The following is a 25,756-nucleotide window of genomic DNA, read 5'->3' as shown; positions in this document are numbered from 1 at the left end:
CGAGGCGGCTCAGTTGCCGCCTTCGCCGCCGACCTGCTTGCCGAGGTCGATCAGCACACCGGCGAGACCGGTCGCGCCACCGATGATCAGGGCGGCCAGCGCGATCATGCCGAAGCCCTGGAAGGCCTCGCGCATGCCGTCGCCGCGCTTCATCGACAGCAGCATCCGGATGCCGAGGATGAGCAGGGCGATGACCGCGACCATCGTGCCGATGGTGGTGAGGATCTCCTGGATCTCGCCGAACATGTTCTTCAGCGTCGTCTCCGCTGCCAGATACATGAGGGGTCCTTTCGTTCTGCGGTGCGCTGCCGTCCGCTGATGGGGATGGTGATGAGGGAAGTGCCGTGAGCGATTCGGTGACGGGGAACGCGTGGCTCCCCATCGGGACGTGCTGTCAGGACTTGCCGGGCTTCGCGCCCGGCTTCGTCGCGGGCTTCGTCGCGGGCTTCGTGGCCGGCGGCTGTGCCGCACCGGTGGCGGGCGGTGTGGCCGAACCGCCTGCCGGCGGGGTCTGCTGCCCTGGAGACGGGCTGGCACCCGGCTCGTCGCCCTCGACGGCTCCGCCCGCCGGATCGAGGACCGCACCGCGGACGTCCTTGACGAACCAGCCCTGGGCGGTGTTCACGACGGTCAGCCGGTAAGAGCGCTTGACCTGGGCCGTGGCGGCCTCGCCGGTACCGCCCTCGGAACGGGCGCCACCCCAGACGACGGTCACCCGCACCGCGACGGACTGCCCGTACTTGTACGTGACCGCGCCGTCGCCGCCGTTCACACCGGCCGGCACCAGCGCCTCGACCAACTGGATCTGGGGCTCGGCCAGCGCGCCGACCAGCCCGGAGGTCGCGGCGACAGTGGCGTCGGCGGTGGTGAAGCGGGACATCGCGGTGGAGTCGGAGGCACCCCAGGCGACGAAGTAGCCCTGCAGGACCTTTTCCTTGAGCTGGTCCGAGAGCACGTCGTCTATGGTCTCGGAGCCCCTGTCCACCCCGGGTGCGTCGCCCCGGACGGGCAGCGGCATCTCTCCGACGTCACCCACGATGCGCAGCCCCGACCCGGTGGCGGGATTCGCCACGTACACGGGCACGGAGATGGTGGTGACGCGCCCGGTCGACAGGGTGACCTGGACTCCGAGATAGCGGCCGTTCTTCCCGTACTCGGGGAGGTCCTCGATGCTGCCGTCCCAGGTGGCGGCCGTGACGCTCTGCGTGCCCACCCCGTTCCAGCCGCAGTCGCGGTCGACTCCGGCGGTCGCGTAACGGGCCAGGTCGTCGCGCCGCTGCTCGGCGGTCTTCGGGTCGTACGTCATGCAGAGCGTGGCGTACTTCTCGGCGAACGTGGCGGCGGACCGGGTCGGGAACTCGGTGAGCCGGTACTTCTGGACGTCCTTCTTGTCGAGCGCGGCCGTCGACGTATCGGAGGACTTCCCGATCGCCAGGCCGACGACTCCGCACGAACCGAGCGCGAAGGCGCAGGTGGTGAAGAGCAAGGTGGCACGCAGCGCGACGTGCGTGCCGCGTCCCGTCGCGGGCAGCCGGCCGCCGGGGCGAGGAATGTCGAACGTGGCGCCGGCGGTCGAGTGCTGGGCGGCACCGGCGGGTGCGGTGGTTCCGGCGGGCGCGGTGGTTCCGGCGGGCGCGGACGTGGCCGTGGGTGCGGTCCCGGGCGCGGAGGCGCCACCGCCCTTACGGCTCTCCTTCGCGGCCTTCTTCGCCTCGTACGCAGCCTTCCGCTCGGCCCGCGCCTGCTCGCGCCGGTCCTTCTTGCTCGGGCCTGCGGCGCCGGGGGCCTGGTTCTGGCGCGGCGGAAGGGCCGGTACGGCGGCTTCGGCGGGCGGTACGGCGGCCTGCGGGGCGCGCCGTGTCCAGGCGGCGGCCACCTGGGCACGCGCGGCCTCGGACGCCATCTGCTGCTGGGCGGGCGCGGGAGCGGGGGCTGCCTGGGCCGGATACCCGTACGGCCCCGGCGCCTGCGGCGCCTGACCCTGGTGAGGCTGCTGCGGCTGCTGCGGCTGCTGCCCGGCGGCCATGTTCGGCGGCCCGAACTGCCCGGGCTGGGCGGGCGGCTGGTTCCCGCCGGCACCGCCGGTCGGGCTGTTGTGGTCCGTCATCGGCTCGGTCTCCCCCCGCGTGTGATCCCGTGTGATCCCCGGCCGCCGGATCGGGCGCGGCGGGCCCCTGGTGAGCCCAGGTGCGGAGGGCAGTGTGGCAAAAGGACCGGACAACGACTCCTCGTTTTTCCTCGCCGAGGAAAGCGAGGAGTCCTGGCGAGGAAGAACGAGGAAAGTGACGGGGAGGGAAGGCCCTGCCCCGAGGGCCCTGAGGGAATCCCCGGGACGCGAGGAGGTCCACCACGCGGGCGGGCTCGGCACAATGCGGGGGTTGCCCGCTCATCGGGCGCGCCCGAACCGTCCCCGACCCTCCCAAGGACGAGAGTTGAGCGACCAGACCGCAGGACCTCAGCAGCCCGTGTACCCGGCACCGGTCCCCGGGCAGTACGCGCCTGCCGCACCGACGCCCGGGCAGCACACGCCCGCCGCCACCCCGACGCCCCAGCCGTACCCGCAGCCTGAGGCGGCATCCCAGCAGTACCCGCAGGCGGAGGCGGCACCGCAGCCGTACCCGCAGCCTGAGGCGGCACCCCAGCCGTACCCGCAGGCGGAGGCGGCACCCCAGCAGTACGCACCGGCACCCCAGCAGTACGCCGCCGCGCAGCCGACGACGCCCCAACCCCACGCACCGGTCGCCGCGACCGCCCCCGCCGCGCCGACACCGCCGTCGTACGAAGCCCAGCACGCCTGGATCGACGGCTACGAACCCGGCAACCCCTGGCAGTCGCGCCTCTGCTTCCGGACCGAGTTCGGCACGGTCTCGTACCCCCTGACCCCGAACACGATGCCCGAACTCCTCGAGGGCCTGGTGATAGTGGCCCAGGAACAGCAGGGGATCACCGGCGACCTGACCGCGGACACCGATCCGGCCGACGACGACCACGACGCGTCTCAGACCCCCACGTCGATCCACGACGGCCGCGCCGCCCGCCTCACAGGTTGGGCCGTGGTCCACGACCTGTGGGAACGCGAGGACCCGAAGACCCGCTACATCATGGGCGGCGTGGTCGTGCTCCTGCTGCTTCTCGGGTTCCTCCTCTCCTGACGTCCTGACGCGGCCCGCTGACGGCTCCTCAGCCATCCGGTGGCCCGCGGCCGAGAACCTGCACCACTCCCCCACACACCCGCTCTCCGTCCGCCCACCCTCCGATTCCCCGTCGTTCTCCGCTGATTCCCCGCCGGGGAAAACATGCGGACCACCGGCCGACTCTCCACCTACCGTGTCTCGACAACCTGACTGAGGGAGGCCCGGGACGGTGGAGTCACCCGCCGAGAACAAGCGAACTGCGGCACTCGCCCTGGCGGTACTGGGGCTCCTGATGGTCGGCGCCCTGCTGGTGCTGGTCGTCTTCGACGGGGACGACACCCCGGACGAGGGCTCCGCGAACCCGCCCGCCACCAGCGCTCCCGCGAACGGGGGTTCCGGCGGGGGTTCCACCGACGGCAAGCCCTCGGACGGGACGTCCGAGGGCGCCGGCGCGGTCAAGCCGATCATTTCCCCGGACGAGGCCGCCCAGGCGCACAAGGTGATGACCGACTACATGGCCGGTCTCAGCACGTACGCGCACACCGACGACGCCGCCTCCTGGGCCAAGCCGCTGCTCGCGCTCACCGACGGCGACTCGAACCTCGAGCAGGAGACCACGCTGCCCACCGGCAAGGCGTGGGACACGTGCGTGGCCGCCAAGTGCGCCTCGCGCGGGACCGCGACCGTGCTCCGCGACGCGATGGTCGCCGACGATCTCGTACGCGACGGCGGCAGGACGGTTTCCAGCCTTGTGAAGGTGACGGCGGCCCGGAGCGAGGACGGCCGGAACACCGACACGGAGACCAACTCCTGGCTCGTCACGGTCCGGGACAGCGGTGCCGGCCGCTGGAAGGTGTCCGCGTTCTCCATCTACGGTCTCGGCAACGTGGGCGCGTCCGACCAGGCGGGAGAGTAACCACCGATGGTCGCTCCTGCCGTACTCGCGGCCGCCGCCAAGGCCGCGAAGGTCGCCAAGGCGGCGAAGGCCGCGAAGGACGTCGCCCAGTCGGCGCGCGGAGGCGGCGGACAGGGCGGCGGCGGTGAGAAGAAGAGCAACCTCAAGCTGTGGCTGCTTCTCGGCGCCGGCGGCGCGTTGCCGATCGGCGGCGTCGGCTTCGTCGTGCTCGTCCTGATCAGCGGCCTGATCGGCGGTATCGGCGGCGGTTCGGCGGCAGCTGCCTGCGGTGACTACGGCGACAACACCGAGGCCGGCAACACCAGTGACGCGGCGGCGACTTCGCCGATCATCCCGGCGGGCAAGATGTACCTGCCGAGCTCGACAGCACGTAACGAGATACCCCCGAAGATGATCCTCGCCGCCATGCGCGCAGCCGCCCGCTACGAGGGCATGGACTGGACGATCATCGTCGGGCAGATGTACCAGGAGACCAAGTACGGGCAGGACCCGTCGGCGGCCCCCGGCGGCAAGAACAGCGCCGGCTACATGGGCATCCTCCAGTTCGGCCACCCCGCCTGGAAGGACTACGGGGACGACGGCAACGGCGACGGCAAGGAAGACCTGTACAACATCGACGACGCCGCCTTCGCCGCAGCCAACTTCCTGCACGCCAAGAAGGTCGAGACGAACGCCTGGAAGGCGCTGCAGTCGTACTCGGGTTCCCTCGCCAGCAACACCATCTACATGCGCGTGGTCCTCACGCAGGCAGCCCGCTACCGGGGCAACCTGACCGGCGACAAGGACCTGATCAACGACTGGTACGCCCACCTCAAGAAGACCGTCGAGAAGAACCCGAACTTCCCGACGCTCGGCCAGCAGTCGGACATCCCTGAGCCGGTCGGCAACAACGCCCAGCCGAACCAGGCGCTGAGCATCGCGAGTTCCCCGCCGCGCTCCTGGTCCACGCCTCCGCTGGAGGGTGACGGCGCGACGACCACGACGGCGATGGCCGCACAGGGAGTCTTCGACGAGGCCGTACCGCTCTCGCTCGGCGCAGAGCCGATCTCTCTCGCAGCCGCCCCCCTCGCGCCCCAGGAGCCCTCGAACGGCAAGGACTGGCAGTGGCCGCTGAAGGAGGGCACGTACAAGGTCGGCACCAAGTACCGTAAGCAGGGCAGCATGTGGAGCCTCGGCTACCACACCGGCCTCGACCTCGAGGCCCCCGTCGGTACGGCCATCTACGCCCCGGCGGACGGCAAGATCGTGAAGGCCGGCAGCGGTGGCGCGTACGGCAACGAGACCCACATCCAGCACGCGAACGGCGTCATCACCCAGTACGCCCACCAGTCCCGGTTCGACGTCAAGGTCGGCGACCAGGTCAAGCGCGGCGACCGGATCGGCGCCGTCGGCATGACCGGCAACACCAGCGGACCGCACCTGCACTGGGAGGTCCGCGTCCCCGGCGTCGACAACCCCTTCGTCGGCGGCCAGGACAACGGCCCCGGCATGGTCGACCCCGAGGCCTGGCTGGACGGCAAGATCTCCGCGAGCCCCGACTACGGCGGCGTGCCGGGCGGCGACGGCGGCGCGAAGGACGCCACGTACGCGGAGTGCGCAGAGGGCAGCGGCGGCACCCCGGTCGCCCCCGACGGCGCCGGAGTGACGGGTGTCCTGCCCGACTCGAACGACCCGGTGGTCCGCGCCGCGCTCGGCTGGGCGCAGCGGGGCATCGGCCAGCCGTACGTGTGGGGCGCGCCGCGCCTGCAGGGCGACAGCCCCACGTCGTTCGACTGCTCCAGCTTCACGCAGTGGGCGTACTATCAGGCGAGCCGCGGCAAGATCAACATCGGTGCGGTGACGTACGACCAGGAGAAGAACCTCCGCGCGGGCAAGGTGGACCTCGCGAAGTCGCAGCCCGGCGACCTGATCTTCTTCCGGCCCGGCCCCCGCGGTTCGGAGCACGTCGGGATCATCTGGGACCCGAAGGGCAAGAAGATCCTGCACGCGCCGCGCGCCGGCAAGAACGTCGAGTTCAGCACCTGGGACGTCCAGGGGCAGATCACCGGCGTGTTCCGGGTGCCGATCCCGCCCGGCACCAACCCGGCCGAGGCCGGCGGTCACAAAGATGCATGACGTGAGGAAGGTCTGGAAGAGAGATGGCCGCTGAGCAGAAGAAGAAGCCGCGCGCCGAGGACGACTGGACGTACGAGATAGCCGGTCTCGTCGCCGTCGTACTGGTCGTGCTGTGCGGTGCCTGGGGTGCCGCCCACCTCGGCGCGTCCTTCGACGACGCGCCGACGCCGCCGGGCAACCCCTTCTCGTTCGCGGTGGCCCTCGTGAAGGGCGACTACGCGTGGCCGGGCAGCGCGGCGAGCGCCATCGCCGCCGGTGAGGCGGTCCTGCTCCTCATCCTCGTCCTGTGGGGCTACCGACTGCGTCAGCGTGCGAAGCGGAAGCCGGACGTCGACACGGCCGCCCAGCACCTGGCGAAGGGCGAGCAGCTCGGCAAGCTGACGATGAAGGGCGCGGCGGCCATCGCCGAGCGCCTGGGCGTGACGAGCCGGGTCCCGGGCGTCTTCATCGGCCGCTCGGTGAAGGGCAAGCAGCCGCTCTTCGGTTCCTACGAGGACATGCACGTCGACATCTGGGGTCCGCGTACGGGTAAGACCACGCGGCGCGCCATCCCCGCGATCCTCGACGGCCCCGGCGCGGTCCTCGTGACCTCCAACAAGCGGGACATCGTGGACGCCACGCGCGGTCCGCGCCAGGTCCTCGGCCCGGTCTGGGTGTTCGACCCCCAGCAGGTCGCGACGGAGCCGCCCCAGTGGTGGTGGAACCCGCTGTCGTACGTCACGGACGTCGCCAAGGCCCGCAAGCTGGCGGACCACTTCGCGTCCGGCTCGCGCGACCCGAACGCCTCCACCGACGCGTTCTTCGACCCGGCGGGCCAGGACCTCCTCGCCAACCTGCTCCTCGCGGCGGCCACCGGCAACGCGGCGATCACCCAGGTGTACACCTGGCTGTCCAACCCCAAGGACGACACCCCGGAGCGCATCCTGCGCGGCGCCGGACACACGATGCCGGCCGACGCCCTGAACGGCGTGATCACCGCTCCCGACAAGCAGCGCAGCGGTATCTACGGTGTGGCCCAGCAGATGGCGTCGTGCCTGATCAACCCCGAGATCAACAAGTGGGTCACGCCGAACGGCCCGGCGGACACCCGCCCGCAGTTCAACCCGCACGAGTTCGTCCGCACCCCGGGCACGCTCTACTCCCTCTCCCGCGAGGGCACCGACTCGGCCGGCCCGCTGGTCACGGCCCTGACGGTGGCGACGGTCGAGGCGGCGGAGGAGTACGCGACCACCCAGCGCGGCGGCCGGCTCCCGCTGCCCATGGTCGGCGTCCTGGACGAGGCGGCGAACGTCTGCCGCTGGCGTGCCCTGCCCGACCTGTACTCGCACTACGGCTCGCGCGGCATCATCCTCATGACGATCCTCCAGTCCTGGGCCCAGGGCGTCGAGGTGTGGGGCGACCGCGGCATGGAGAAGCTGTGGTCGGCCGCCAACGTCCGCGTGTACGGAGGCGGTGTCTCCGACACCCGCTTCCTGGGCGACCTGTCGGACCTGGCGGGCGAGTACGAGCTGCGCGAGTACTCCACGACCCGCGAATCGGAGCACGGCCACTGGTCCGGCAACCGCACGGTCAACGAGTCGGTCCGCCGCGAACGCGTCCTGCACGTCTCGGACCTGGGCTCGATGCCCCCGGGCCGCGCCCTGGTCCTGGCCTCGGGCACGAAGCCGGTCCTGGTGGAGACGATCCCCTGGTGGGAGGGCCCGTACGCGCAGTCGGTCTCGGCGTCCCTGGCGAAGTTCGACCCGGGCGCGAAGCGCTGACACACCACGACCCCCGGGCGGCGAGGCGAGATGCCTCGCCGCCCGGTGTCATTCTCGGCCCGTCGGGGTCACTGTGCCTGGGGCGGGGGACCGCCGGCCTTGTCGATGTTGGCGAGGACGGCGAGCGCGTCCTCGACGTTTCCTTCGAGGATGTCCCGGTCGAAGTTTCCCGGCTCACGCTGATAGCGGGCCTTGCCCACCTCGGAGGTGAAGGCACTGAAGGGAACGGAGTCCTCGCCCGGAGGAAGGAACTTGAGGATCTCCTCGAAAGCCGCGACGGTGTAGGCCACCGCGTCCCGCAATTTGTAGTGCTCGGACTTGGGAGAGTTGAGAAGCCTCAGACCTGCGGATTCCGAAATACGGAAGGCGACATCGGCGAATTCCCCGGGATCGATGATCTCGGACGGCCGGGACCCGCCGAAGGCAGGTGGCGGCGGGGGAATCTCCTCGGCCATGCGGAAGGCGAAACGACGGGTCGTCCCGCACTGCCGGCACGCGCCTTCGTACACGGCCACGATGTCGTCGCCGTGCTGCTCCAGCCGGTGCCGGCGGTCGAAGTCGCCGGAACCGCACGTACAGGGGTGCAGGTCCATGTACAGGTGTGCTTCGAACGAGGAGCGTGCAGTCAACATGGCATGATCTTACGGTCTGTTCGATGAATGCGCAGAGAAGAGTACGGGGGAGCATCACGTGAACAGGTCGACTGATCCCCGCATGCAGGCGGACGTGCTCGCACCGGAGGCCGCATCGGCCACCGACGCGGAATTCCTCGCCCAGCAGGCGGCGCTGATGGCAGCGGCCCGCAGCGAATTGAACGCCGTCGCGCAGGCTGTCATGGGGAACCGGTTCGGGGCCATCCGGACGGAATACACCAAGCAGGACAACAGGGAGTTCACCGTCCTCACGGACTCCCGGGGCAACGACGTCAATCTCTGGTTGGACGCCATCCCCATGCCGACGGGGATGATCGCCAATTCCGTGGCGAACACGACGTCGAACGAGTACATCCTTCATGTGTCGGACCGGCTCCCGAGCGAGCACCTGACCCGCGTCCTCGCTCACGAAGTGGGGGAACTTCTCGCCGTACGAGGCCGGTCCGGCCAAGGGATGACTCCGGTGCGGGAAAGCCTCCTGGAGCGCGGGACGGAGGTCGGTGAGCAGCCGGAACTGTCGAGCCAGGACCACGGCCGCATCGGTGAACTGAACTGGCTCGCCGAGCGCGCCAACGACGTCGGCCTGTCCGAGGTGCAGCGGGCGGGGGCACGAGCCGAGCTCTCCGCCATGCTCGACCACTGTGGCCTTCGTCCGGTCGCGCCCACTTCCGAGCTGGAAGCGCATGCGACCGATCTCGAATCGGCCCAAACGCGACGCTACGTGTCGAGGCCCTTCCTCTCGCCCGGCGCGAAGCGCCTGGTCCGTGAACTCGCCCGCCCCATCGAGCAGCTCGACCCCGCCGACGCCACCTCTCTCCAGGCCGCCCGTGAGGCCGCTCTCGTCGCCCAGCGGCAGGTCGAGGCGTTCATCGGGAGGCGAGAAGTGACCATGCCCATGCCTGGCTACGCCCAGAACGGGGTGCCCTACCCGCGGGACTCGCTGAAAGCCGCCGCACCTCAGTGGGCGGAGCACCGCGCACAGGTCAGTGACCACACCGTGGAGAACATCCAGCAGGAGGCGGAGGGCGGGGAACTCCCCCGGCGTCAGGTGGTGATCGGCGGCGGCGCGAGCCTCGCCGGGCGGAACCCGGAGGCCCTGCTCGTGGACGGCGTGGGCCGTTGGCACCTCGACCCCGGTGCCGGCATCGTCCAGTCGGCCGACCAGGACCGGGACCTCCAGCAGTGGATGGGCGTCGACCCGTACCAGGCGGTGTCGAAGCCCGGGGAACGGGTGTCCATCCACGCCGTACGGCTCTGGGAGGACCAACTGGCCACCCAGGGGCCGGTGGTGAACGGACAGGCGCAGCTGAGGCTCGGGCAGGACGGGCTGGAGGCGGAGGTCCAGCCGTTCGACAGGGACGGCAACCCGAGCGGTGCGGCGCTGCGCGTGGCGTGCGACGGTACACCCAGCGTCGCGACCGGCCTGCCGCCGGAGGTGGTCCCCGGCATGCCGCGCGGCGCGAACGGCGTGGAGAGCCGCAGTGAGGCCGTGCGGCTGATCAGCGAGCGGCTGCACGAGCTGGAGGATGCGGGCGTCACCGGGGCCGAGGAGTTGCGCACGCGGCTCACCGAGGCCGACCGGGGAGGGCAGGACGCCGCGGGGCTGCTGAAGACTCTGCAGTCCTCCCCGTTGAAGGACGCCCTGACGGCGGGTCTCGGGGAAGGGCCCGCCGCGCGCATGGAGAACTGTTTCACCATCCTCGACGCGACCCAGAAGTGGGAGTCGGCCCGGGAGGCGGCGCCCGGCCGGGCGCTCATGGGCGACGAGGTCGCGGAGAGCCGCTTCAGTCCGGGGGACGCCAACCACTGGATCGTCGCGGGTTCGGGAGGGACCGGCGTCGCCAACGCGGAGATCATCCTCTTGAAGGACCCCGATGCGAAGGTGACGATCATCGGCGCGGCACCGCCGCCCGCGCTGAAGCACCAGGTGCAGTACCGGGAGATGCTCGAGACATACCGGAAGAGCGGGCGCCTCACCTTCATCGACGCGCGCGTCGGTGCGATCGAGACGTTCGAGGACGAGAACGGACGGACGTCGTTCCGCGTCCCCTACACGAAGGGCGACCCGCCTGAGCGGATGGAACTGAGAGGCGACGGCTACGTCGCCAGCCTCGGGCGGACCAACCCGCTCCCGTCCGCCGTCCAGACTCTGGCGAACGAGGTGCGGGACCAGGGCGGCCAGATCAGCGGCGACCTGCGCTTCGACCGGGACGACCAGTACATCGGCTACGGTCTCACCTTCCGTACGCAGGACGGCCAGGAGCACCGCGTCGACGTGGACGGAGCCGCGTCGTGGCAGCTCCCGCGCGAGATCTTCCCGCCGGAGGAGGGCCTCCAGGGGCGGCTGAACGAGATGGGCGCCCGCGCGCTGCCCGCCGAGACCGGCAACGCCGCCCCGGGCTTCTCCCCCATCGCCCGGCAGAGCGCGCTCAAGGCGCGTGCCGTGGCGGCCGAGCAGGCCGGTGACGTGAACGCCGTGCAGCGAAGGGCGGACATCCCGGACCGATGGAAGCGTCCGGAGGCGGCAGCGGAGGCGGGGTCCACGACCGGGCCGACGCCCTCGCCGGCGCCCGGCACCGCGCCCACCCTCGCGCCCACGGCACCCCAGCGGGAGCCCGCGGCCGAGGTCCCGAAGCAGCCGGCACCTGCGGCTCCCGAGCCGGCCCCCGGCCGCGGGGCCCCGGACGCGCACCTGTGGCAGATGGGTGTGCCCCAGGCCCGCAGGAGCAGCAGCGCCGCCCCCACCCAGCCCCCGCAGCTTCCCCCGGACCAGCAACGCCCGGGCCCCACCCGCGACCCCGGCCTGGGCGACTGAGCCCGGCACCGCCCACCGCGGAACGACAAAGGCCGTCCGCCCCACGCCATTGCGTGGGCCGGACAGCCTTTGTCGTGGATCACCTCAATCCCGCCACCCATCCACCAGATTGGGATCACATCGCGGTGAAGGCCATGATCAGGACGTCGCGGTATCCCGGCTTCCCGTCATCCTCGGGGCGCCGGTCGAGGAGTCCCGCACCTGGTCCCTCCTGCATGCCTCCGACGCCCCCACCTGGATCGACCGTACCGACCTGCACCAGGAGAGGTGACAGATGCCGTCCCAGCACCCCGAGCACATCGGCTACGGCCATGTCGTCGCACGCTACGTGACGAGGACGTACGGGGGCCTTCCGCGCTACCTCGTACTGAACGGCGGGCGGTTCCTGGGCCCCCGGTGGTGGCACCGCAGACGCTTTACCGGGCACTTGATCGCTGATGCCTCAGCGATCACCGACGCGGAGCTGAAGGCCCTCCTCGGGTACGAATGGCGTGCACGGCTCACCGCCGCCTGGCTGATCGGCGTCGACCGCCGAGAACGGTTCCGCGCACACATCGGCGACCTGCTCCTGGCCAGCGAGGTCTGCTACTCCGGCAACGCCTACTGCTTCGCGCTGGCCCGCTTCGGCACACACGCGGACGCCGAGATCCTCACCGCCTACCTCGACCGCTACCTCCCCCGCACCGACCTCGACTACAACCAGGCCGCCGCCCTCGGAGCCCTCCTCCGCCTCGATGCCCACCTCGGCAGCCACCACGCCGACCGCTTCACCGAGCCCGACGGTCCCTGGGACCACTGGGTCAAAGGCGTGGACCACCTCGGCCACCCCAGCCACACCCCCGACGAGGTTCGCCACTGGACGGACCTCCACTGCGACTTCGCCAACAGCTGGACCCGGCCGTAGCCGCAGCGGCCGAGCATGTGGGGGGGCGACCGTCTGCACGGTGACGTCGGAAGGGGTCGGACCCCAAGGAGCCCGACCCCTTCCGACGTGCACGTTCGACTACACGTTGAAGCGGAACGGTCAGCGCAGCGCTCCCACCTGCGAGAACGCGGTTGCCGGCGCTCTCATCCAGCACCGATCCAGCACGGTAAGACTTCGTCCAGCACGCGCCGGGCGCCACCAAGGAGTCCAGCCGTTGTGTACACATAGGACACTCGGTACCCTTGGGCGCATGACGCAGCCGCTGCCCATAGAGTCCATCCGCGATGTGCGCGCCCACCTCGCCGAGGTCGTGGAGCGCGCCGATCGCGACGACGTACCCACAGTGATCACGCGCCGAGGCAAGGAAGTCGCCGCCGTCGTCTCCATCGAGGTGCTGCGCAAGTACCAGGAATGGGAAGAGCGCGAGATCAATCGGATCATCGACGAGCGCATGGCCAATCCGGCTCCCGGCATCCCGATCGAGGACATCATGAGGGAGACGCTGGCGCGCGGTGAGTGAGTACCGAACCGTCTTCCGCCCCGAGGCGCAGGCCGAGCTTCGGAAGATCCCCCGCGACACGGCGCTGCGCATCCTGGCCAAGCTGACCGAGTTGGAGACCGACCCTCTCGGCTTCAACACCACCGCCCTCGTGTCCCAGCCCGAACGACGCCGCCTGCGCGTCGGCGACTACCGCGTCGTCTACACACTCGACAACGGAGAACTTGTGATCTGGGTCGTTCACGTGGGACACCGGTCCACCGTTTACGACACCCGATTGACGCTGACCACACGTCAGAATATCCAGCACCCATCCAGCACGGTGACGCCGAAGGGGTCGGGCTCGACAGAGCCCGACCCCTTCTGACGTGCATGTTTGACTCAACGCCTAACGCACAGTACGCACATGACTAGACGTTGAAGCGGAACTCCACCACGTCGCCGTCCTGCATCACGTACTCCTTGCCCTCCATGCGGGCCTTGCCGGCCGAGCGGGCGTCGGCGACCGAGCCGGTCTCCACCAGGTCGGCGAAGGAGATGACCTCCGCCTTGATGAAGCCCTTCTGGAAGTCCGTGTGGATCACGCCGGCCGCCTCGGGGGCCGTCGCGCCCTTCTTGATCGTCCAGGCGCGGGATTCCTTCGGGCCGGCCGTCAGGTAGGTCTGGAGGCCCAGGGTGTCGAAGCCGACGCGGGCCAGGATCGCCAGGCCCGGCTCCTCGGCGCCGACGGACTGGAGGAGCTCCATGGCGTCCTCCTCGTCCAGCTCGGCGAGGTCCTGCTCCAGCTTGGCGTTGAGGAAGATCGCCTCGGCCGGGGCGACCAGCGCGCGCTGCTCCGCCTTGAAGGCGTCGTCCGTCAGCTCGTCCTCGTCCACGTTGAAGACGTAGAGGAAGGGCTTGGTCGTCAGGAGGTGCAGGTCGTGCAGGAGCTCCGCCTTCTCCGAGCCCTGGAGGATGCCCTGCGAGAAGAGCGTGTCGCCGCGCTCCAGGATCTCCTTCGCCGCCTCGACCGCCGCGACCTTGGGGGCCACGTCCTTCTTGATCCGGGCCTCCTTCGCCAGACGCGGCAGGACCTTCTCGATCGTCTGCAGGTCCGCGAGGATCAGCTCGGTGTTGATCGTCTCGATGTCGTCCTTCGGCGAGACCTTGCCGTCGACGTGCACGACGTTCTCGTCCTTGAAGGCACGGATGACCTGGCAGATCGCATCCGACTCACGGATGTTCGCCAGGAACTTGTTGCCCAGGCCCTCACCCTCGCTCGCACCGCGGACGATGCCCGCGATGTCCACGAAGTCGACCGTCGCCGGGAGGATCCGCTGCGAGGCGAAGATCTCCGCCAGCTTCGTCAGACGGGCGTCGGGGACACCGACGACGCCGACGTTCGGCTCGATCGTGGCGAACGGGTAGTTGGCCGCCAGGACGTCGTTCTTGGTCAGGGCGTTGAACAGGGTCGACTTGCCGACATTCGGCAGACCGACGATTCCGATCGTGAGCGACACGGTGGCGACTTCCTGGAGTACGGATGGGGGTGCGAAGGGGGTGCGGTGGTTGGGCCGATCCCCCAGTTTACGGGCGGTCCGAACCGGCCTGCGACGCCGACCTTCGGCCGTTCTCTACGGCAACGTCACCCAAAGGGCGTGTCCTGTGCCGCTCCCCCGGGCCTTCCCGACCTACGTTGGTGTAGTGGAGCAGCAAAGGACAAGTCAGCCGCAAGGCCGCCGACGGCCGCAAACCCCTCTCACGCCGCCCGGCGCGCTCGTGGAGGGCGCCGCCGTCTATCGCGTCGCCGCCCGCCCTGGGCGCCCGGGCCGGGGCCGCGTCGAGCGGGCCACCGCCCCCGCCCCCGTACGACGGCCCGCACCGCCCGTGGCACCCGTCGTCCTCGCCCTGCGCCGGCTGCCCAACCCGCGGCTGACCGGCCTCGGCGCAGGGCTCTTCGCCTCCGCCACCATGCTGGTGCTCGGCTTCCTCGACTGGCTGATCCTCGACGGCTCCCCGCTCGCCTACGGCCTGCTGTTCCTGCCGGTCAGCGCCCTGACCGCGCTCTGGGTCCGTACCGCCGACCTGGTCACCGCGCCGATCAGCGTGCCCATCGCCTTCGCCGTCGGGGTCGTGCCCATCTCGGGCGGCACCGGCGGCTTCGGCGGCCAGGCGATGGCCGTCGTCACGGCGCTCGCCGTGCAGGCCGGGTGGCTGTACGGCGGCACGCTCGTCGCCGGACTGATCACCAGCGTCCGGAAGGTACGCGACATGGGGCGCCGCCAGCGCGCCACCCCGAGGCCGGCCGCCCCGCAGAGGCGGCCCGCTCCCTGACCACCGGGCCGCAGCGGCCCGGGCGGAGCGGGACTGCGCGGCGCGGCGCTCCGTCGGCCGCCACCGCCGGTCGCCGAACGCGCGCCGCCGCCGCTGGCCGCCACCGCGGACAGCAACCGCTCGACCAGCCAACGCCGGACGGCCACCGGGACAGCAACCGCCCCGCCGCCACCGCCGGTCGCCATCGCGCGCCGCCACCGCCGGCCTCCACCCGCGACCCGGTACGCGCTCCTACCCCCGCGCCGCCATCGCCGCGCCCACGATCCCCGCGTTGTTCTGCAGCTCCGCCGGCACGATCTCCGCCCTGATGTCCTCGATCAGCGGCAGGAACTTGTCCGCCTTCCGGCTCACTCCGCCGCCGATGATGAACAGCTCCGGCGAGAAGAGCATCTCCACATGCGCCAGGTACTTCTGCACGCGCCGCGCCCAGTGCTCCCAGCTGAGGTCCTCGTCCTCCTTGGCCTTCGTCGACGCCCGCTTCTCCGCGTCGTGGCCCTTGAGCTCCAGATGACCCAGCTCCGTGTTCGGCACGAGCCGGCCGTCGACGAAGAGCGCCGAGCCGATGCCCGTACCGAGCGTCAGCAGGATCACCGTGCCCGTACGGCCCCGGCCCGCGCCGAAGGTCATCTCGGCGACCCCGGCCGCGTCCGCGTCGTTCAGGACCGTCACCTGCTGCCCGCCGAGCCGGTCGCTCAGCAGTGTGCCCGCGTCGACGCCGACCCAGCGCTTGTCGACGTTGGCGGCCGTGCGGATCGTCGAGCCGGTGACCACGCCCGGGAAGGTGACCCCCACCGGGCCCGTCCAGCCGAAGTTCTCCACGACCTCGACGACGCATCCCGCCACACCGTCGGGTGTGGCGGGATGCGGGGTCAGTACCTTGTGGCGGGGCTCGGCCAGCTCTCCGCGCTCCAGGTCGACGGGAGCGCCCTTGATGCCCGAGCCGCCGATGTCCACTCCGAAGACGTTCATGAACCCCACCGTAAGGGCTGCGGCCGGGAGTTACTCCTTCGACGCCCTTCCCCGGAGGGGTGTCGCTACTCCTTGACGAGCTTCGCCGCCTCGGCCCGCAGGTCCTTGTTGCGGAGCTCCTTCGGCAGCGAGAAGGTCAGCGACTCGTCGGCCGTCTTGACGATCTCCACGTCCGCGTAGCCGCGCTCGGAGAGCCACTCCAGGACCTCCTGGACCAGGACGTCCGGGACCGAGGCGCCGGACGACAGGCCGACCGAGGTGACGCCTTCCAGCCAGGCCTCGTCGATCTCGCTCGCGAAGTCGACCAGGTACGCGGCCGGCACGCCGGCCTGCTTGGCGACCTCGACCATACGGATCGAGTTCGAGGAGTTCTTCGAGCCGACGACGATCACCAGCTCCGCCTGGCCCGCGAGCTCCTTGATGGCCAGCTGGCGGTTCTGCGTGGCGTAGCAGATGTCGTCGGACGGCGGGGAGATCAGGTTCGGGAACTTCTCCTTCAGCGCGTCGACCGTCTCCATCGTCTCGTCCACCGAGAGCGTGGTCTGCGAGAGCCAGACGACCCGGTCCGGGTCGCGGACCTCGACCTTGGCCACGTCCGCCGGGCCGTCGACGAGCTGGATGTGGTCGGGGGCCTCGCCGGAGGTGCCGATGACCTCCTCGTGGCCCTCGTGGCCGATCAGGAGGATGTCGAAGTCCTCCTTGGCGAACCGCACGGCCTCCTTGTGCACCTTCGTGACCAGCGGGCAGGTGGCGTCGATGGTCTTCAGGCGGCCCTCGCGGGCCTCCTCGTGCACGGTCGGGGCGACGCCGTGGGCGGAGAACATCACGATGTTGCCGGCCGGCACCTCGGTCGCCTGGTCGACGAAGATCGCGCCCTTCCGCTCCAGGGTCTGTACGACGTACTTGTTGTGCACGATCTCGTGGCGCACGTAGATCGGCGCGCCGTACTGCTCCAGCGCCTTCTCCACGGCGATCACGGCACGGTCCACACCCGCGCAGTAGCCGCGGGGAGCGGCGAGCAGGACACGCTTCGGGCGGTTCGTCGTGGTCGCGTTCTCGGGCGTCGACGCGGGCGTAGCAGTCATGCGTCCCATCGTAAGGCCGCGTGGTACGGCGGCCGGCTGCGGCCATGTCGGTGCGGCGGGTGATCGAGAACGTGGCCGAGACTGGGGCGCATGGCCGAGGAAGCTCAGGTGGCAGCGCACACCGGACTGCGGCGGAGCCTGGGGTTCCGCGACCTTGTCGTCTACGGACTGCTCTTCATCGCCCCCATGGCGCCCGTCGGCGTGTTCGGCACGCTGGACGCGAAGTCCGGTGGCGCGGTGGCGCTGGTGTACATCGTCGCCACGGTCGCCATGGCGTTCACCGCTTTCAGCTACGCGCAGATGGTGCGGGTCGCCCCGCTCGCGGGCTCCGTCTTCACGTACGCCCGCAAGGGCCTGGGTGAGGGGCCGGGGTTCATCGCCGGATGGATGGCGATGCTCGACTACCTGCTGATCCCGGCGGTGGCGTACCTCTTCGCCGGCATCGCGATGGAGGCGCTGGTCCCGGAGGTGGACCGGTGGGTGTGGACGGCGATCGCGGTGGTCGTGACGACGCTGCTGAACCTGTGGGGGGTGCGGGCGGCGGCACGGGCCGGCTTCGCGGTGCTGGTGATGGAGATCGTGGTCCTGCTGGTCTTCGTGGTGTCGGCGGTGGTCGTACTCGTACGGGACGGGGCGCGGCGCGACTGGTGGTCCCCGCTGGCCGGGGACGCGACGTTCTCGCCGGCGGCGGTGGTGGGCGCGGTGTCGGTGGCCGTCCTCTCGTACCTGGGTTTCGACGCGATCGCCTCGTTCGCCGAAGAGGTCACCGGGGGCTCGGAGAAGGTGGCGCGGGCGGTGCTGTTCTGTCTTGTTCTGGCGGGTGTGCTGTTCGTGGGCCAGACGTATCTGGTGGCGCTCCTGGAACCGGTCTCGTCGGCGGAGCTCGCGTCGGATCCGGCGAAGCAGGGGTCGGCCTTCTACGACGCGGTGGACGTGTCCGTGGGGACGTGGCTGCACGACCTGGTCGCGGCGTCGAAGGCGATCGGCGCCGCGTTCGCGGCGCTGGCGGGGCAGGCTGCGGCGGGGCGGCTGCTCTTCGCCATGGGCCGTGAGCGGCGGCTGCCGCGGCTGCTCGCCCGTACGGACGGGGGCGTGCCGCGGGTGGCGCTGCTGGTGGCGGCGGCGGTGACGATGGCGGCGGCGGTCTGGGCGGCCGACCGGGACGACGGTCTCGACCACCTGGTGTCGGTGGTCGACATCGGGGCGCTGACGGCCTTCGTCCTGCTGCACGCGAGCGTGGTGGGGTGGTTCGCGGTACGGCGGATGGAGGGGCCGCCGCACTGGCTGCGGCATGTGGCGATGCCGGTGGTGGGGGCGGCGATCCTGATCGCGGTGATCGTCGAGGCGTCGGCGACGGCCCAGGTGGTCGGAGCGATCTGGCTGTGCGTGGGCCTTGCGGTCCTGGCGGTCCAGGGCGCGACCCGGAACGCCTGATCCGCCAGCCGGGCCGCAGGGCCGAGGCCGCCGGAGGGCCGGAGAGCCGAGGCCGCCGACGCTCAGGGCCGGAGGGCCGGAGAGCCGGAGAGCCGAAGGGCCGCAGGGCCGGAGAGCCGGAGAGCCGCAGGGCCGAGGCCGCCGAAGGGCCGGAGAGCCGAAGGGCCGGAGAGCCGAGACCGCAGAAGGGCCGAGACCGCCGACGGGCCCGCCGCGGGCCGGAGGGCCGAGACCGCCGCCGCGCCCGCCCGGCCCGCCGCCGCGCCCCTGCACCCCTGCGCCCCGCGCCCGTGCGGCCCACGTGGCCCTTCGCCCCGGCGGCCCCGCGGCCCGCGGCCCTGCGCCCGCGCCCCTGCCCCCGCGCCCCACGTGGCCCTGCACCCCTGCGCCCCACGTGGCCCTGCGCCCCACGGCCCTACGCCCCCGCGCCCCCGCGCTGCGTCGTCACTCGGCTCCGGGATGTCCGTGGGCGCCACTACGCTCGGCGCATGGGTCTCAACACGTCCGCCGAAGCGCCGCTGCCCGTCGGAGAGGTCTCCCGGCTGATCGGGGGGTGGATCGACCGGCTCGGGGCCGTATGGGTCGAGGGGCAGATCACGCAGTTGTCGCGGAGGCCCGGTGCCGGGGTCGTGTTCCTGACGCTGCGCGATCCGTCGTACGACATCTCCATCGGCGTGACCTGCTACCGCCAGGTCTTCGACGCCGTCGCCGACATCGTCTCCGAGGGCGCCCGTGTCGTCGTGCACGCCAAGCCCGAGTGGTACGCGCCGCGCGGGCAGCTGTCGCTGCGGGCGGTGGAGATCAAGCCCGTCGGGATCGGGGAGCTCCTCGCCCGCCTGGAGCAGCTCAAGCGGAGCCTGGGCGCCGAGGGCCTCTTCGCGCTCGACCGCAAGAAGCCGCTGCCCTTCCTCCCCCAGCTCGTCGGCCTGGTCGTCGGCCGTGCCTCCGCCGCCGAGCGGGACGTCCTGGAGAACGCGCGCCGCCGCTGGCCCGCCGTCCGGTTCGAGGTGCGGAACGTGGCGGTGCAGGGCGTGAAGGCCGTGCCCCAGGTCGTCCAGGCCGTGAAGGAGCTGGACGCGCACGCGGGCGTGGACGTGATCATCGTGGCCCGGGGCGGCGGCAGCGTCGAGGACCTGCTGCCCTTCTCGGACGAGCAGCTGATCCGTACCGTCGCCGACTGCCGCACCCCCGTGGTCTCGGCGATCGGCCACGAACCGGACTCGCCCCTCCTCGACCTCGTCGCCGACCTGCGCGCCTCGACGCCGACCGACGCCGCCAAGAAGGTCGTACCGGACGTCGGCGAGGAGCTCGACCGGGTGCAGGGCCTGCGGGACCGGGCCCTGCGGACCGTGCGGGGGCTCCTCGACCGGGAGGAGCGCGGCCTCGCGCACGCGCTCGCGCGGCCGGTCATGGAACATCCGCAGCGGATGGTGGAGCAGCGCGAGGACGAGCTCGACGCGCTGCTCGCCCGCAGCCGCCGGACGCTCGGGCACCTGCTCGACCGGGCCGACTCCGAGCTCTCGCACACCCGGGCCCGCGTCCGCGCGCTGTCGCCCGCCGCGACGATGGAGCGCGGGTACGCCGTGCTGCAGAAGGCGGACGGGACGGTCGTGCGGTCTCCGGAGGAGGTCGCGGTGGACGAGGAGCTGCGGGCGCGGGTCGTGGCGGGCGAGTTCACGGTGCGGCGTGCTGTCGGACCCGACGCATAGGGTGGTCGTCATGGCAGCCACCACGGAAGAGGCGCTCGGATACGAGCAGGCACGCGACGAGTTGATCGAGGTCGTCCGCCGTCTGGAGACGGGCGGAACGACGCTGGAGGAGTCGCTCGCGCTCTGGGAGCGTGGCGAGGAATTGGCGAAGGTGTGCCGGCGTTGGCTCGAAGGCGCACGTGCCCGCCTCGACGCCGCGATGTCCGCACCGGACGACGGCGACGAGACCGAGGCCGCGGACCGCTCCGAGTAGGGGCCCGCCGCGGCCCCACGATGTGAACCGGATCACTATCCGGTTATTTGGTTGAAAGTTAACCAATCTCCGTCGTACGGTGAGGGCATCGCTCGAACCCCTTTGCCCGGAAGGTACCCAGCATGTCCCTCGCCCTTGACCCCGCCGCCCAGGACCTCCTTTTCCGTGAGGCCCGCACCGCCAACACCTTCACCGACGAGCCGGTGACCGACGAGCAGGTCCAGGCGATCTACGACCTGGTCAAGTACGGCCCGACCGCCTTCAACCAGACCCCGCTGCGCATCACGCTGGTCCGCTCCCCCGAGGCCCGCGAGCGCCTGGTGAAGCACATGGCCGAGGGCAACCAGGCGAAGACCCGCACCGCCCCGCTGGTCGCGATCCTCTCCGCCGACAACGAGTTCCACCACGAGCTGCCGAACCTGCTGCCGCACTTCCCGCAGGCCAAGGACATGTTCTTCGCCGAGCGCCCGGCCCGCGAGGGCTCGGCCCTGCTGAACGCCGCCCTGCAGGCCGCGTACTTCATCGTCGGCGTCCGCGCCGCCGGCCTGGCCGCCGGCCCGATGACCGGTCTCGACCTCGCGGGCCTCCAGAAGGACTTCCTGGACGACGACCACACCCCGTTGATGGTCGTCAACATCGGCAAGCCGGGCGAGGACGCCTGGTTCCCGCGCTCCCCGCGCCTCTCCTTCGACGAGGTCGTCACCACCGTCTGATCACCACCGTCTGATCACCCTTGTCCGATCACCTCGGACAAGGAGAAAGCCCCCGGACTCCACGAGTCCGGGGGCTTTCCGCCAGGCACGCCTGTCGCGCCTACGCCTTCTTCGACTGCAGCGCGCCCGCCATCTCGGCCAGCCGCTCGAACGAGGCCGTACCGGTGACGACCGTCGTCGCGCCGCCGTCCGTACGGACCAGCGCGTCGTACTTCGGGCCCTCCCAGCGCTGCCAGACCTGACCGGCGACCGTCTGGGTCCTGCCGGAGTCCTTGGCCCTCTGGGTGACGTCGGGAACGTACTTGTCAGGCTCCTCCGTCGACTGGTGGATCGCCACGTACTGCGTGTCCGGGTCGAGGAAGCCGAGCTGCCAGGCGTCGTGCTGCTCGCGCTTGTACGAGACCACGGTCGCCTTCCACCCCTCCCCGAGGCCCTCGGGGGCCAGCACCGCGTACGGCGCCGCCCGCTGCGCCGTCACCAGCTCGACCCGGTAGTCCTTCGCCTTGACCGGGTTCGCGTCCTCGTCGTGCGGGATGAAGAGATACATCACGCCCGCGGCGGCCATGATCACCGCCAGGGACTGGAACATCCCGCGTACCGTCTGCCTGCCTCGCATACCTGCCACGCCCACCATGGTCGCATCATGGTGTTGTGCTCATACGTGGGCCCCTCTGCTCAATTTGTCGACGTACCGATAGAGTCGCAGCACCCTCTTTTTTCCGGCCGTCGCCGTACAGAAAGGTGCGCTCCGATGACCGAGCACTCCCTGCCGTCCGAGCTGGAGGTCTCTCCCGAGGCCCCCGACCGCAACCTCGCCCTGGAGCTGGTCCGCGTCACGGAGGCCGCCGCCATGGCCGCCGGCCGCTGGGTCGGCCGCGGCGACAAGATCGGTGCGGACGGCGCCGCGGTGAACGCGATGCGGACGCTGATCTCCACCGTCTCGATGAACGGCGTCGTCGTCATCGGCGAGGGCGAGAAGGACGAAGCCCCCATGCTGTTCAACGGCGAGCGGGTCGGCGACGGCACCGGCGCCGAGGTGGACATCGCCGTGGACCCGATCGACGGCACCACGCTCAATGCCAAGGGCATGCCGAACGCGATCGCCGTCCTGGCCGCCGCCGACCGCGGCACCATGTTCGACCCGTCCGCGGTCTTCTACATGGACAAGCTGGTCACGGGCCCCGAGGCCGCCGACTTCGTCGACATCAACGCACCCGTCTCGGTCAACATCCGCCGCGTCGCCAAGGCCAAGAACATGGCCCCGGAGGACGTCACCGTCGTCATCCTGGACCGCCCCCGCCACGAGGGCATCGTCAAGGAGATCCGCGAGACCGGCGCCCGGATCAAGTTCATCACCGACGGCGACGTCGCCGGCTCGATCATGGCCGTCCGCGAGGGCACCGGCGTGGACCTGCTCCTCGGCATCGGCGGCACGCCCGAGGGCATCATCTCCGCCTGCGCCATAAAGTGCCTGGGCGGTGTCATCCAGGGCAAGCTGTGGCCCAAGGACGAGGCCGAGCGCCAGAAGGCGATCGACGCGGGCCACGACCTGGACCGCGTGCTCTCCACCAACGACCTGGTCAGCGGCGAGAACGTGTTCTTCGTCGCCACCGGCATCACCGACGGCGAGCTGCTGCGCGGCGTCCGCTACCGCTCGGAGACCGCGACCACGTCGTCGCTGGTGATGCGCTCGAAGTCCGGCACGATCCGCCAGATCGACTCCACGCACCGGCTCTCGAAGCTCCGCGCGTACAGCAAGATCGACTTCGACCGGGCCAAGTGACCGCCCGGGGCCGAGTGCCCCGGACCGCGTGACCCGCGCGACCCGGACCGCGTGACCCGCGCGACCCGGGCCACGTGACGGGCCACGCGCGGCAGGTGCGGCAGTACGGCAAGGGGCGCCCCCATGTGCGGTGGGGGCGCCCCTTGCCGTACGTACGGCCGACGTCGACGAGCGCTCGGGCCGTCAGCCGGCCGCGGCGATCGGGTCGGCCGACGCCGCCTTCTTGAGCTCCACCTCGCGCCGCCTGCGCCGGGCGAGCACGACGCGGCGCTCGGCCGCGGTGAGCCCGCCCCACACTCCGTACGGCTCGGGCTGGAGCAGCGCGTGCTCCCGGCACTCGACCATGACGGGGCAGCGGGCACAGACCCGCTTGGCGGCCTCCTCGCGGGAGAGCCGCGAGGCGGTCGGCTCCTTGGACGGGGCGAAGAACAGTCCGGCTTCGTCCCGGCGGCACACCGCCTCCGTGTGCCAGGGACCGGCCTCGTCCTCCCGAGCGGGGGCACGCTGGGGCGGGGCGGCGGCGACCTGGAGGGGCTGATGCGGCAGTTGCAGCACGGTCTACTCCTGACGACGGCTTCGCGAGCGAGAGACGATGCAGCAGCCCTACCCGCTGTACGCGCGCCTATGCACTGCGTGCCGCCGAGTTCCGGAGTGCGGAATCCCATGGGCGGAATCCGGTCACTCCGTCACCCCTGGTCAGGCGGGGGAATCCACCCGGCACACCAGGAGAGGTGGAACAGGCCCGGCGATCAGTGGCCGAGGTGCTTGCGCAGCTTGTCCTGGACGTGGTTCTGGAGGTCCGTGATCCACTTGCCGCGCTTGGGCTTGGCCTCGACGTTGCCGAAGAGCGAGTAGCCGTTGATCACGACCACGGGAGCCTGCGGGTCGGCGGCCTCCAGGGTCACGACCTCGAAGTTGCCGAAGATCCCGGTGCCGTTGCCGCGGAGGCTGATGTTCTCCGGGACCCGCACCTCGACGTTGCCGAAAATCGAGGTGGCGTTGACGGTGGTCAGCCGCTGGGCGAAGAGCGCCTCGGTCAGGTCGATCTCGATGTTGCCGAAGAGCGCGAAGGCGTTCGTCCTGCGGCCCACCCGCCACCGCCCCTTGCGGGTGGTGCTGGAGAAGACGGCGATCAGGTTGTCGGCGGGGCCCGTCGTGTCGTCGGGGCCGTACTCGTACGCCGGGTCGGGCTCCCTACGGGCGTGGTTCCCCGCGGGGAGGTCGCGGACGATCGGCTCCAGCTCGCCCACGGTCTTGGCGCGGTAGACGGCGTCGATCCGCTCGGAGTGCTCCTCGGCGTCGAGCCGTCCCTCGGCCAGCGCGTCCCTGAGGATGTCCGCGATCCGGTCCCGGTCGGCGTCCGAGGCGCGCAGGGAGTCCCCCGGAGCGGCGGCGGGAACGGCCGGGGCGGGGGCGGGCTCGGCGGGGGCGACCGGCTTCTGAGGCTGCTTTTCGAGGTCCACGACCCCAGCCTAGCGAAACGCGATAGATCGCGACTAGTGGGCACGACCGGACGCCTGGAACAGGACACCCCGACCATGTCACCCACAGCACTGGACACCTGTCCAGCTATTCTGGACACATGTCCATCATCGCGAACGTCGCCGTCGGCCTTGTCGCCGCCCTGCACGCCTACATCCTCGTCCTAGAGATGTTCCTCTGGGAGCGCCGCCCGGGCCGCGAGCTCTCCGGTTTCGACGCCCCCATGGCCCGCGCGACCGCGCCCCTCGCCGCCAACCAGGGTCTGTACAACGGCTTCCTCGCGGCCGGCCTGGTCTGGGGCCTGATCGCCGCCGACCCCACCGGACACCAGGTCCAGGTCTTCTTCCTCTCCTGCGTGGTGATCGCCGGGGTGTACGGCGGCCTCACCGCGAACCGCCGCATCCTCCTCGCCCAGGCGCTGCCCGGGGCCCTCGCCCTCGCCGCCGTACTGTGGGCGGGATGACCGCCTCAGCCGCCTCCCCCGCCGACCCCGGCGCCACCGGTCCCGGTACCGCCGACCCGCGTGCCGCCCGCACCCGCGCCAGGCTCCGCGCCGCACTCTGGGAGGAGTGTGCCGAACGCCCCCTCGACGAGGTCGGCGTCGCCGCGCTCGTCCGCCGGGCGGGCGTCGGCCGGGCCACGTTCTACCTGCACTACCCCGACCTCCAGGCCCTCGCCGTCGACGCCTGCGCCGATGTCGTACGGGACGCGGTCGAGGCGCTCCACGCCTGGCGCGGCACGCCCGACCCGGCCGCCCCGCCGCCCGCCCTCGCCGCCTTCTTCGCCGACGTCGCGCCCCGGGCCCCGCTCTACCGCGGCCTGCTGCGACCGGGCGGCGGCGGGCCGCTCGGCGAGCTGCTCCACCGTGAGCTGCGCGCCTACAGCCGGCGCGAGCGGGAACTGGCCGGGGCCCCCGAGCCCGGCCTCGTCGCCTCCGCGGTCGCGGCCGCCTTCGGCGGGCTGCTCGCGGACTGGGTGCACGGCCTGATCGACGCCTCCCCCGAACAGATCGCCGGCCGCACCTGGCGGCTGTTGATCTCCCTCCACCGCACCCCGCTGCCCTGACCTCGCACCTCCGGCACGGCCCTGGCGGCTTGAAGCCACGGCGGAAAGCCGCCGCGCCGCGCCCGATCGACGGGTGCCTCCTTCTGCCAGGGTGTGGGCACCGCGTGTGAGCGCGGCTCATGGGGTGGGGTGA

The 25,756-nt window shown here is 71.2% G+C and carries 24 protein-coding genes and 1 pseudogene; 16 read left to right on the top strand and 9 right to left on the bottom strand.

Annotation, left to right across the window (positions count from 1 at the left end):
* Positions 1-9 precede the first annotated feature (9 nt).
* Positions 10-279 (bottom strand): TrbC/VirB2 family protein, encoded by a 270-nt coding sequence (locus ACFVGW_RS27480; protein WP_383571215.1) that lies wholly within the window; start codon positions 277-279, stop codon positions 10-12.
* Positions 280-394: 115 nt separating this feature from the next.
* Positions 395-2,107 (bottom strand): conjugal transfer protein, encoded by a 1,713-nt coding sequence (locus ACFVGW_RS27475; RefSeq protein WP_385853818.1) that lies wholly within the window; start codon positions 2,105-2,107, stop codon positions 395-397.
* Between the two features lie 325 nt (positions 2,108-2,432).
* Between ACFVGW_RS27475 and ACFVGW_RS27470 the strand changes: the two genes are divergently transcribed.
* The 4 genes from ACFVGW_RS27470 (at position 2,433) to ACFVGW_RS27455 (ending at position 7,925) form a co-directional block, all read left to right on the top strand.
* Positions 2,433-3,152, top strand: a complete 720-nt coding sequence (locus ACFVGW_RS27470; RefSeq protein WP_385853817.1) for a hypothetical protein — start codon at positions 2,433-2,435, stop codon at positions 3,150-3,152.
* A gap of 211 nt (positions 3,153-3,363) precedes the next feature.
* Entirely contained in the window at positions 3,364-4,050 is a 687-nt protein-coding gene (locus ACFVGW_RS27465) for a hypothetical protein (RefSeq protein ID WP_385853816.1), read from the top strand.
* Positions 4,051-4,056: 6 nt separating this feature from the next.
* Positions 4,057-6,165, top strand: a complete 2,109-nt coding sequence (locus tag ACFVGW_RS27460) for a peptidoglycan DD-metalloendopeptidase family protein (protein WP_385853815.1) — start codon at positions 4,057-4,059, stop codon at positions 6,163-6,165.
* Positions 6,166-6,188: 23 nt separating this feature from the next.
* Positions 6,189-7,925 (top strand): type IV secretory system conjugative DNA transfer family protein, encoded by a 1,737-nt coding sequence (locus tag ACFVGW_RS27455; protein WP_385853814.1) that lies wholly within the window; start codon positions 6,189-6,191, stop codon positions 7,923-7,925.
* A gap of 68 nt (positions 7,926-7,993) precedes the next feature.
* Here the strand turns inward: ACFVGW_RS27455 and ACFVGW_RS27450 are convergent, their stop codons facing one another.
* Positions 7,994-8,557, bottom strand: coding sequence for a hypothetical protein (locus ACFVGW_RS27450; protein ID WP_385853813.1), 564 nt, complete (start codon positions 8,555-8,557; stop codon positions 7,994-7,996).
* Between the two features lie 58 nt (positions 8,558-8,615).
* On the opposite strand from ACFVGW_RS27450, the gene ACFVGW_RS27445 reads away from it, so the two are divergent.
* From ACFVGW_RS27445 to ACFVGW_RS27430, 4 genes and pseudogenes are all read left to right on the top strand, one after another.
* The gene (locus ACFVGW_RS27445) at positions 8,616-11,393 is read left to right on the top strand and encodes a hypothetical protein (RefSeq protein WP_385853812.1); all 2,778 of its coding nucleotides are present in this window, start codon (positions 8,616-8,618) and stop codon (positions 11,391-11,393) included.
* Positions 11,394-11,667: 274 nt separating this feature from the next.
* Positions 11,668-12,297 (top strand): DUF6000 family protein, encoded by a 630-nt coding sequence (locus tag ACFVGW_RS27440; RefSeq protein ID WP_385853811.1) that lies wholly within the window; start codon positions 11,668-11,670, stop codon positions 12,295-12,297.
* A 271-nt stretch (positions 12,298-12,568) separates the two neighbouring features.
* Positions 12,569-12,838 (top strand): type II toxin-antitoxin system Phd/YefM family antitoxin, encoded by a 270-nt coding sequence (locus tag ACFVGW_RS27435; protein ID WP_019434848.1) that lies wholly within the window; start codon positions 12,569-12,571, stop codon positions 12,836-12,838.
* Positions 12,831-13,091, top strand: a pseudogene (locus ACFVGW_RS27430) (type II toxin-antitoxin system RelE/ParE family toxin); the annotation flags it as partial. The gene ACFVGW_RS27435 and the pseudogene ACFVGW_RS27430, both read left to right, overlap by 8 nt.
* A 136-nt stretch (positions 13,092-13,227) precedes the next feature.
* Here ACFVGW_RS27430 and ychF read toward each other — a convergent pair.
* Entirely contained in the window at positions 13,228-14,316 is a 1,089-nt protein-coding gene (ychF, locus tag ACFVGW_RS27425; RefSeq protein ID WP_352190450.1) for a redox-regulated ATPase YchF, read from the bottom strand.
* A gap of 184 nt (positions 14,317-14,500) precedes the next feature.
* On the opposite strand from ychF, the gene ACFVGW_RS27420 reads away from it, so the two are divergent.
* Positions 14,501-15,130 carry a DUF6542 domain-containing protein gene (locus ACFVGW_RS27420; RefSeq protein WP_385853810.1) on the top strand — a complete coding sequence of 210 codons (630 nt, stop codon included), beginning with the start codon at positions 14,501-14,503 and terminating at the stop codon, positions 15,128-15,130.
* A gap of 231 nt (positions 15,131-15,361) precedes the next feature.
* Here the strand turns inward: ACFVGW_RS27420 and ppgK are convergent, their stop codons facing one another.
* Entirely contained in the window at positions 15,362-16,099 is a 738-nt protein-coding gene (gene ppgK / locus ACFVGW_RS27415) for a polyphosphate--glucose phosphotransferase (RefSeq protein ID WP_385853809.1), read from the bottom strand.
* Between the two features lie 65 nt (positions 16,100-16,164).
* A complete protein-coding gene (locus ACFVGW_RS27410) occupies positions 16,165-17,193 on the bottom strand; it encodes a 4-hydroxy-3-methylbut-2-enyl diphosphate reductase (RefSeq protein ID WP_383225387.1) in 1,029 nt (342 codons plus the stop codon).
* 81 nt (positions 17,194-17,274) lie between these two features.
* On the opposite strand from ACFVGW_RS27410, the gene ACFVGW_RS27405 reads away from it, so the two are divergent.
* The 4 genes from ACFVGW_RS27405 (at position 17,275) to ACFVGW_RS27390 (ending at position 21,293) form a co-directional block, all read left to right on the top strand.
* Positions 17,275-18,618: an APC family permease gene (locus ACFVGW_RS27405; RefSeq protein ID WP_385853808.1), complete on the top strand. Its 1,344-nt coding sequence runs from the start codon at positions 17,275-17,277 to the stop codon at positions 18,616-18,618.
* Positions 18,619-19,106: 488 nt separating this feature from the next.
* Entirely contained in the window at positions 19,107-20,327 is a 1,221-nt protein-coding gene (xseA, locus tag ACFVGW_RS27400; RefSeq protein ID WP_383225384.1) for an exodeoxyribonuclease VII large subunit, read from the top strand.
* Between the two features lie 10 nt (positions 20,328-20,337).
* The gene (locus ACFVGW_RS27395; protein WP_385853807.1) at positions 20,338-20,580 is read left to right on the top strand and encodes an exodeoxyribonuclease VII small subunit; all 243 of its coding nucleotides are present in this window, start codon (positions 20,338-20,340) and stop codon (positions 20,578-20,580) included.
* A gap of 122 nt (positions 20,581-20,702) precedes the next feature.
* Complete coding sequence (locus ACFVGW_RS27390; RefSeq protein ID WP_383225380.1) at positions 20,703-21,293, top strand: malonic semialdehyde reductase; 591 nt, start codon at positions 20,703-20,705, stop codon at positions 21,291-21,293.
* Positions 21,294-21,393: 100 nt separating this feature from the next.
* On the opposite strand, the gene ACFVGW_RS27385 is transcribed toward ACFVGW_RS27390, so the two are convergent.
* Complete coding sequence (locus ACFVGW_RS27385) at positions 21,394-21,927, bottom strand: DUF4245 domain-containing protein (RefSeq protein WP_383225377.1); 534 nt, start codon at positions 21,925-21,927, stop codon at positions 21,394-21,396.
* A gap of 117 nt (positions 21,928-22,044) precedes the next feature.
* Between ACFVGW_RS27385 and glpX the strand changes: the two genes are divergently transcribed.
* Positions 22,045-23,076: a class II fructose-bisphosphatase gene (gene glpX / locus ACFVGW_RS27380; protein ID WP_352190458.1), complete on the top strand. Its 1,032-nt coding sequence runs from the start codon at positions 22,045-22,047 to the stop codon at positions 23,074-23,076.
* A 183-nt stretch (positions 23,077-23,259) separates the two neighbouring features.
* On the opposite strand, the gene ACFVGW_RS27375 is transcribed toward glpX, so the two are convergent.
* Together ACFVGW_RS27375 and ACFVGW_RS27370 are read right to left on the bottom strand one after the other, a co-directional pair.
* Positions 23,260-23,631, bottom strand: coding sequence for a WhiB family transcriptional regulator (locus ACFVGW_RS27375; protein ID WP_352190459.1), 372 nt, complete (start codon positions 23,629-23,631; stop codon positions 23,260-23,262).
* Between the two features lie 194 nt (positions 23,632-23,825).
* Positions 23,826-24,539 (bottom strand): DUF1707 domain-containing protein, encoded by a 714-nt coding sequence (locus tag ACFVGW_RS27370; RefSeq protein ID WP_385853806.1) that lies wholly within the window; start codon positions 24,537-24,539, stop codon positions 23,826-23,828.
* A 119-nt stretch (positions 24,540-24,658) separates the two neighbouring features.
* Between ACFVGW_RS27370 and ACFVGW_RS27365 the strand changes: the two genes are divergently transcribed.
* Positions 24,659-25,021, top strand: a complete 363-nt coding sequence (locus tag ACFVGW_RS27365) for a DUF1304 domain-containing protein (protein ID WP_383225372.1) — start codon at positions 24,659-24,661, stop codon at positions 25,019-25,021.
* Positions 25,018-25,623 (top strand): TetR/AcrR family transcriptional regulator, encoded by a 606-nt coding sequence (locus ACFVGW_RS27360; RefSeq protein WP_385853805.1) that lies wholly within the window; start codon positions 25,018-25,020, stop codon positions 25,621-25,623. The genes ACFVGW_RS27365 and ACFVGW_RS27360 overlap by 4 nt, the downstream gene beginning before the upstream one ends.
* Positions 25,624-25,756: the final 133 nt, after the last annotated feature.

Origin of the sequence: Streptomyces sp. NPDC127129, assembly GCF_042671585.1 — a bacterium.
GTDB lineage: Bacteria > Actinomycetota > Actinomycetes > Streptomycetales > Streptomycetaceae > Streptomyces.
Note: the sequence above shows the minus strand (reverse complement) of the source record. Positions and strands in the feature narration are given on the sequence as shown.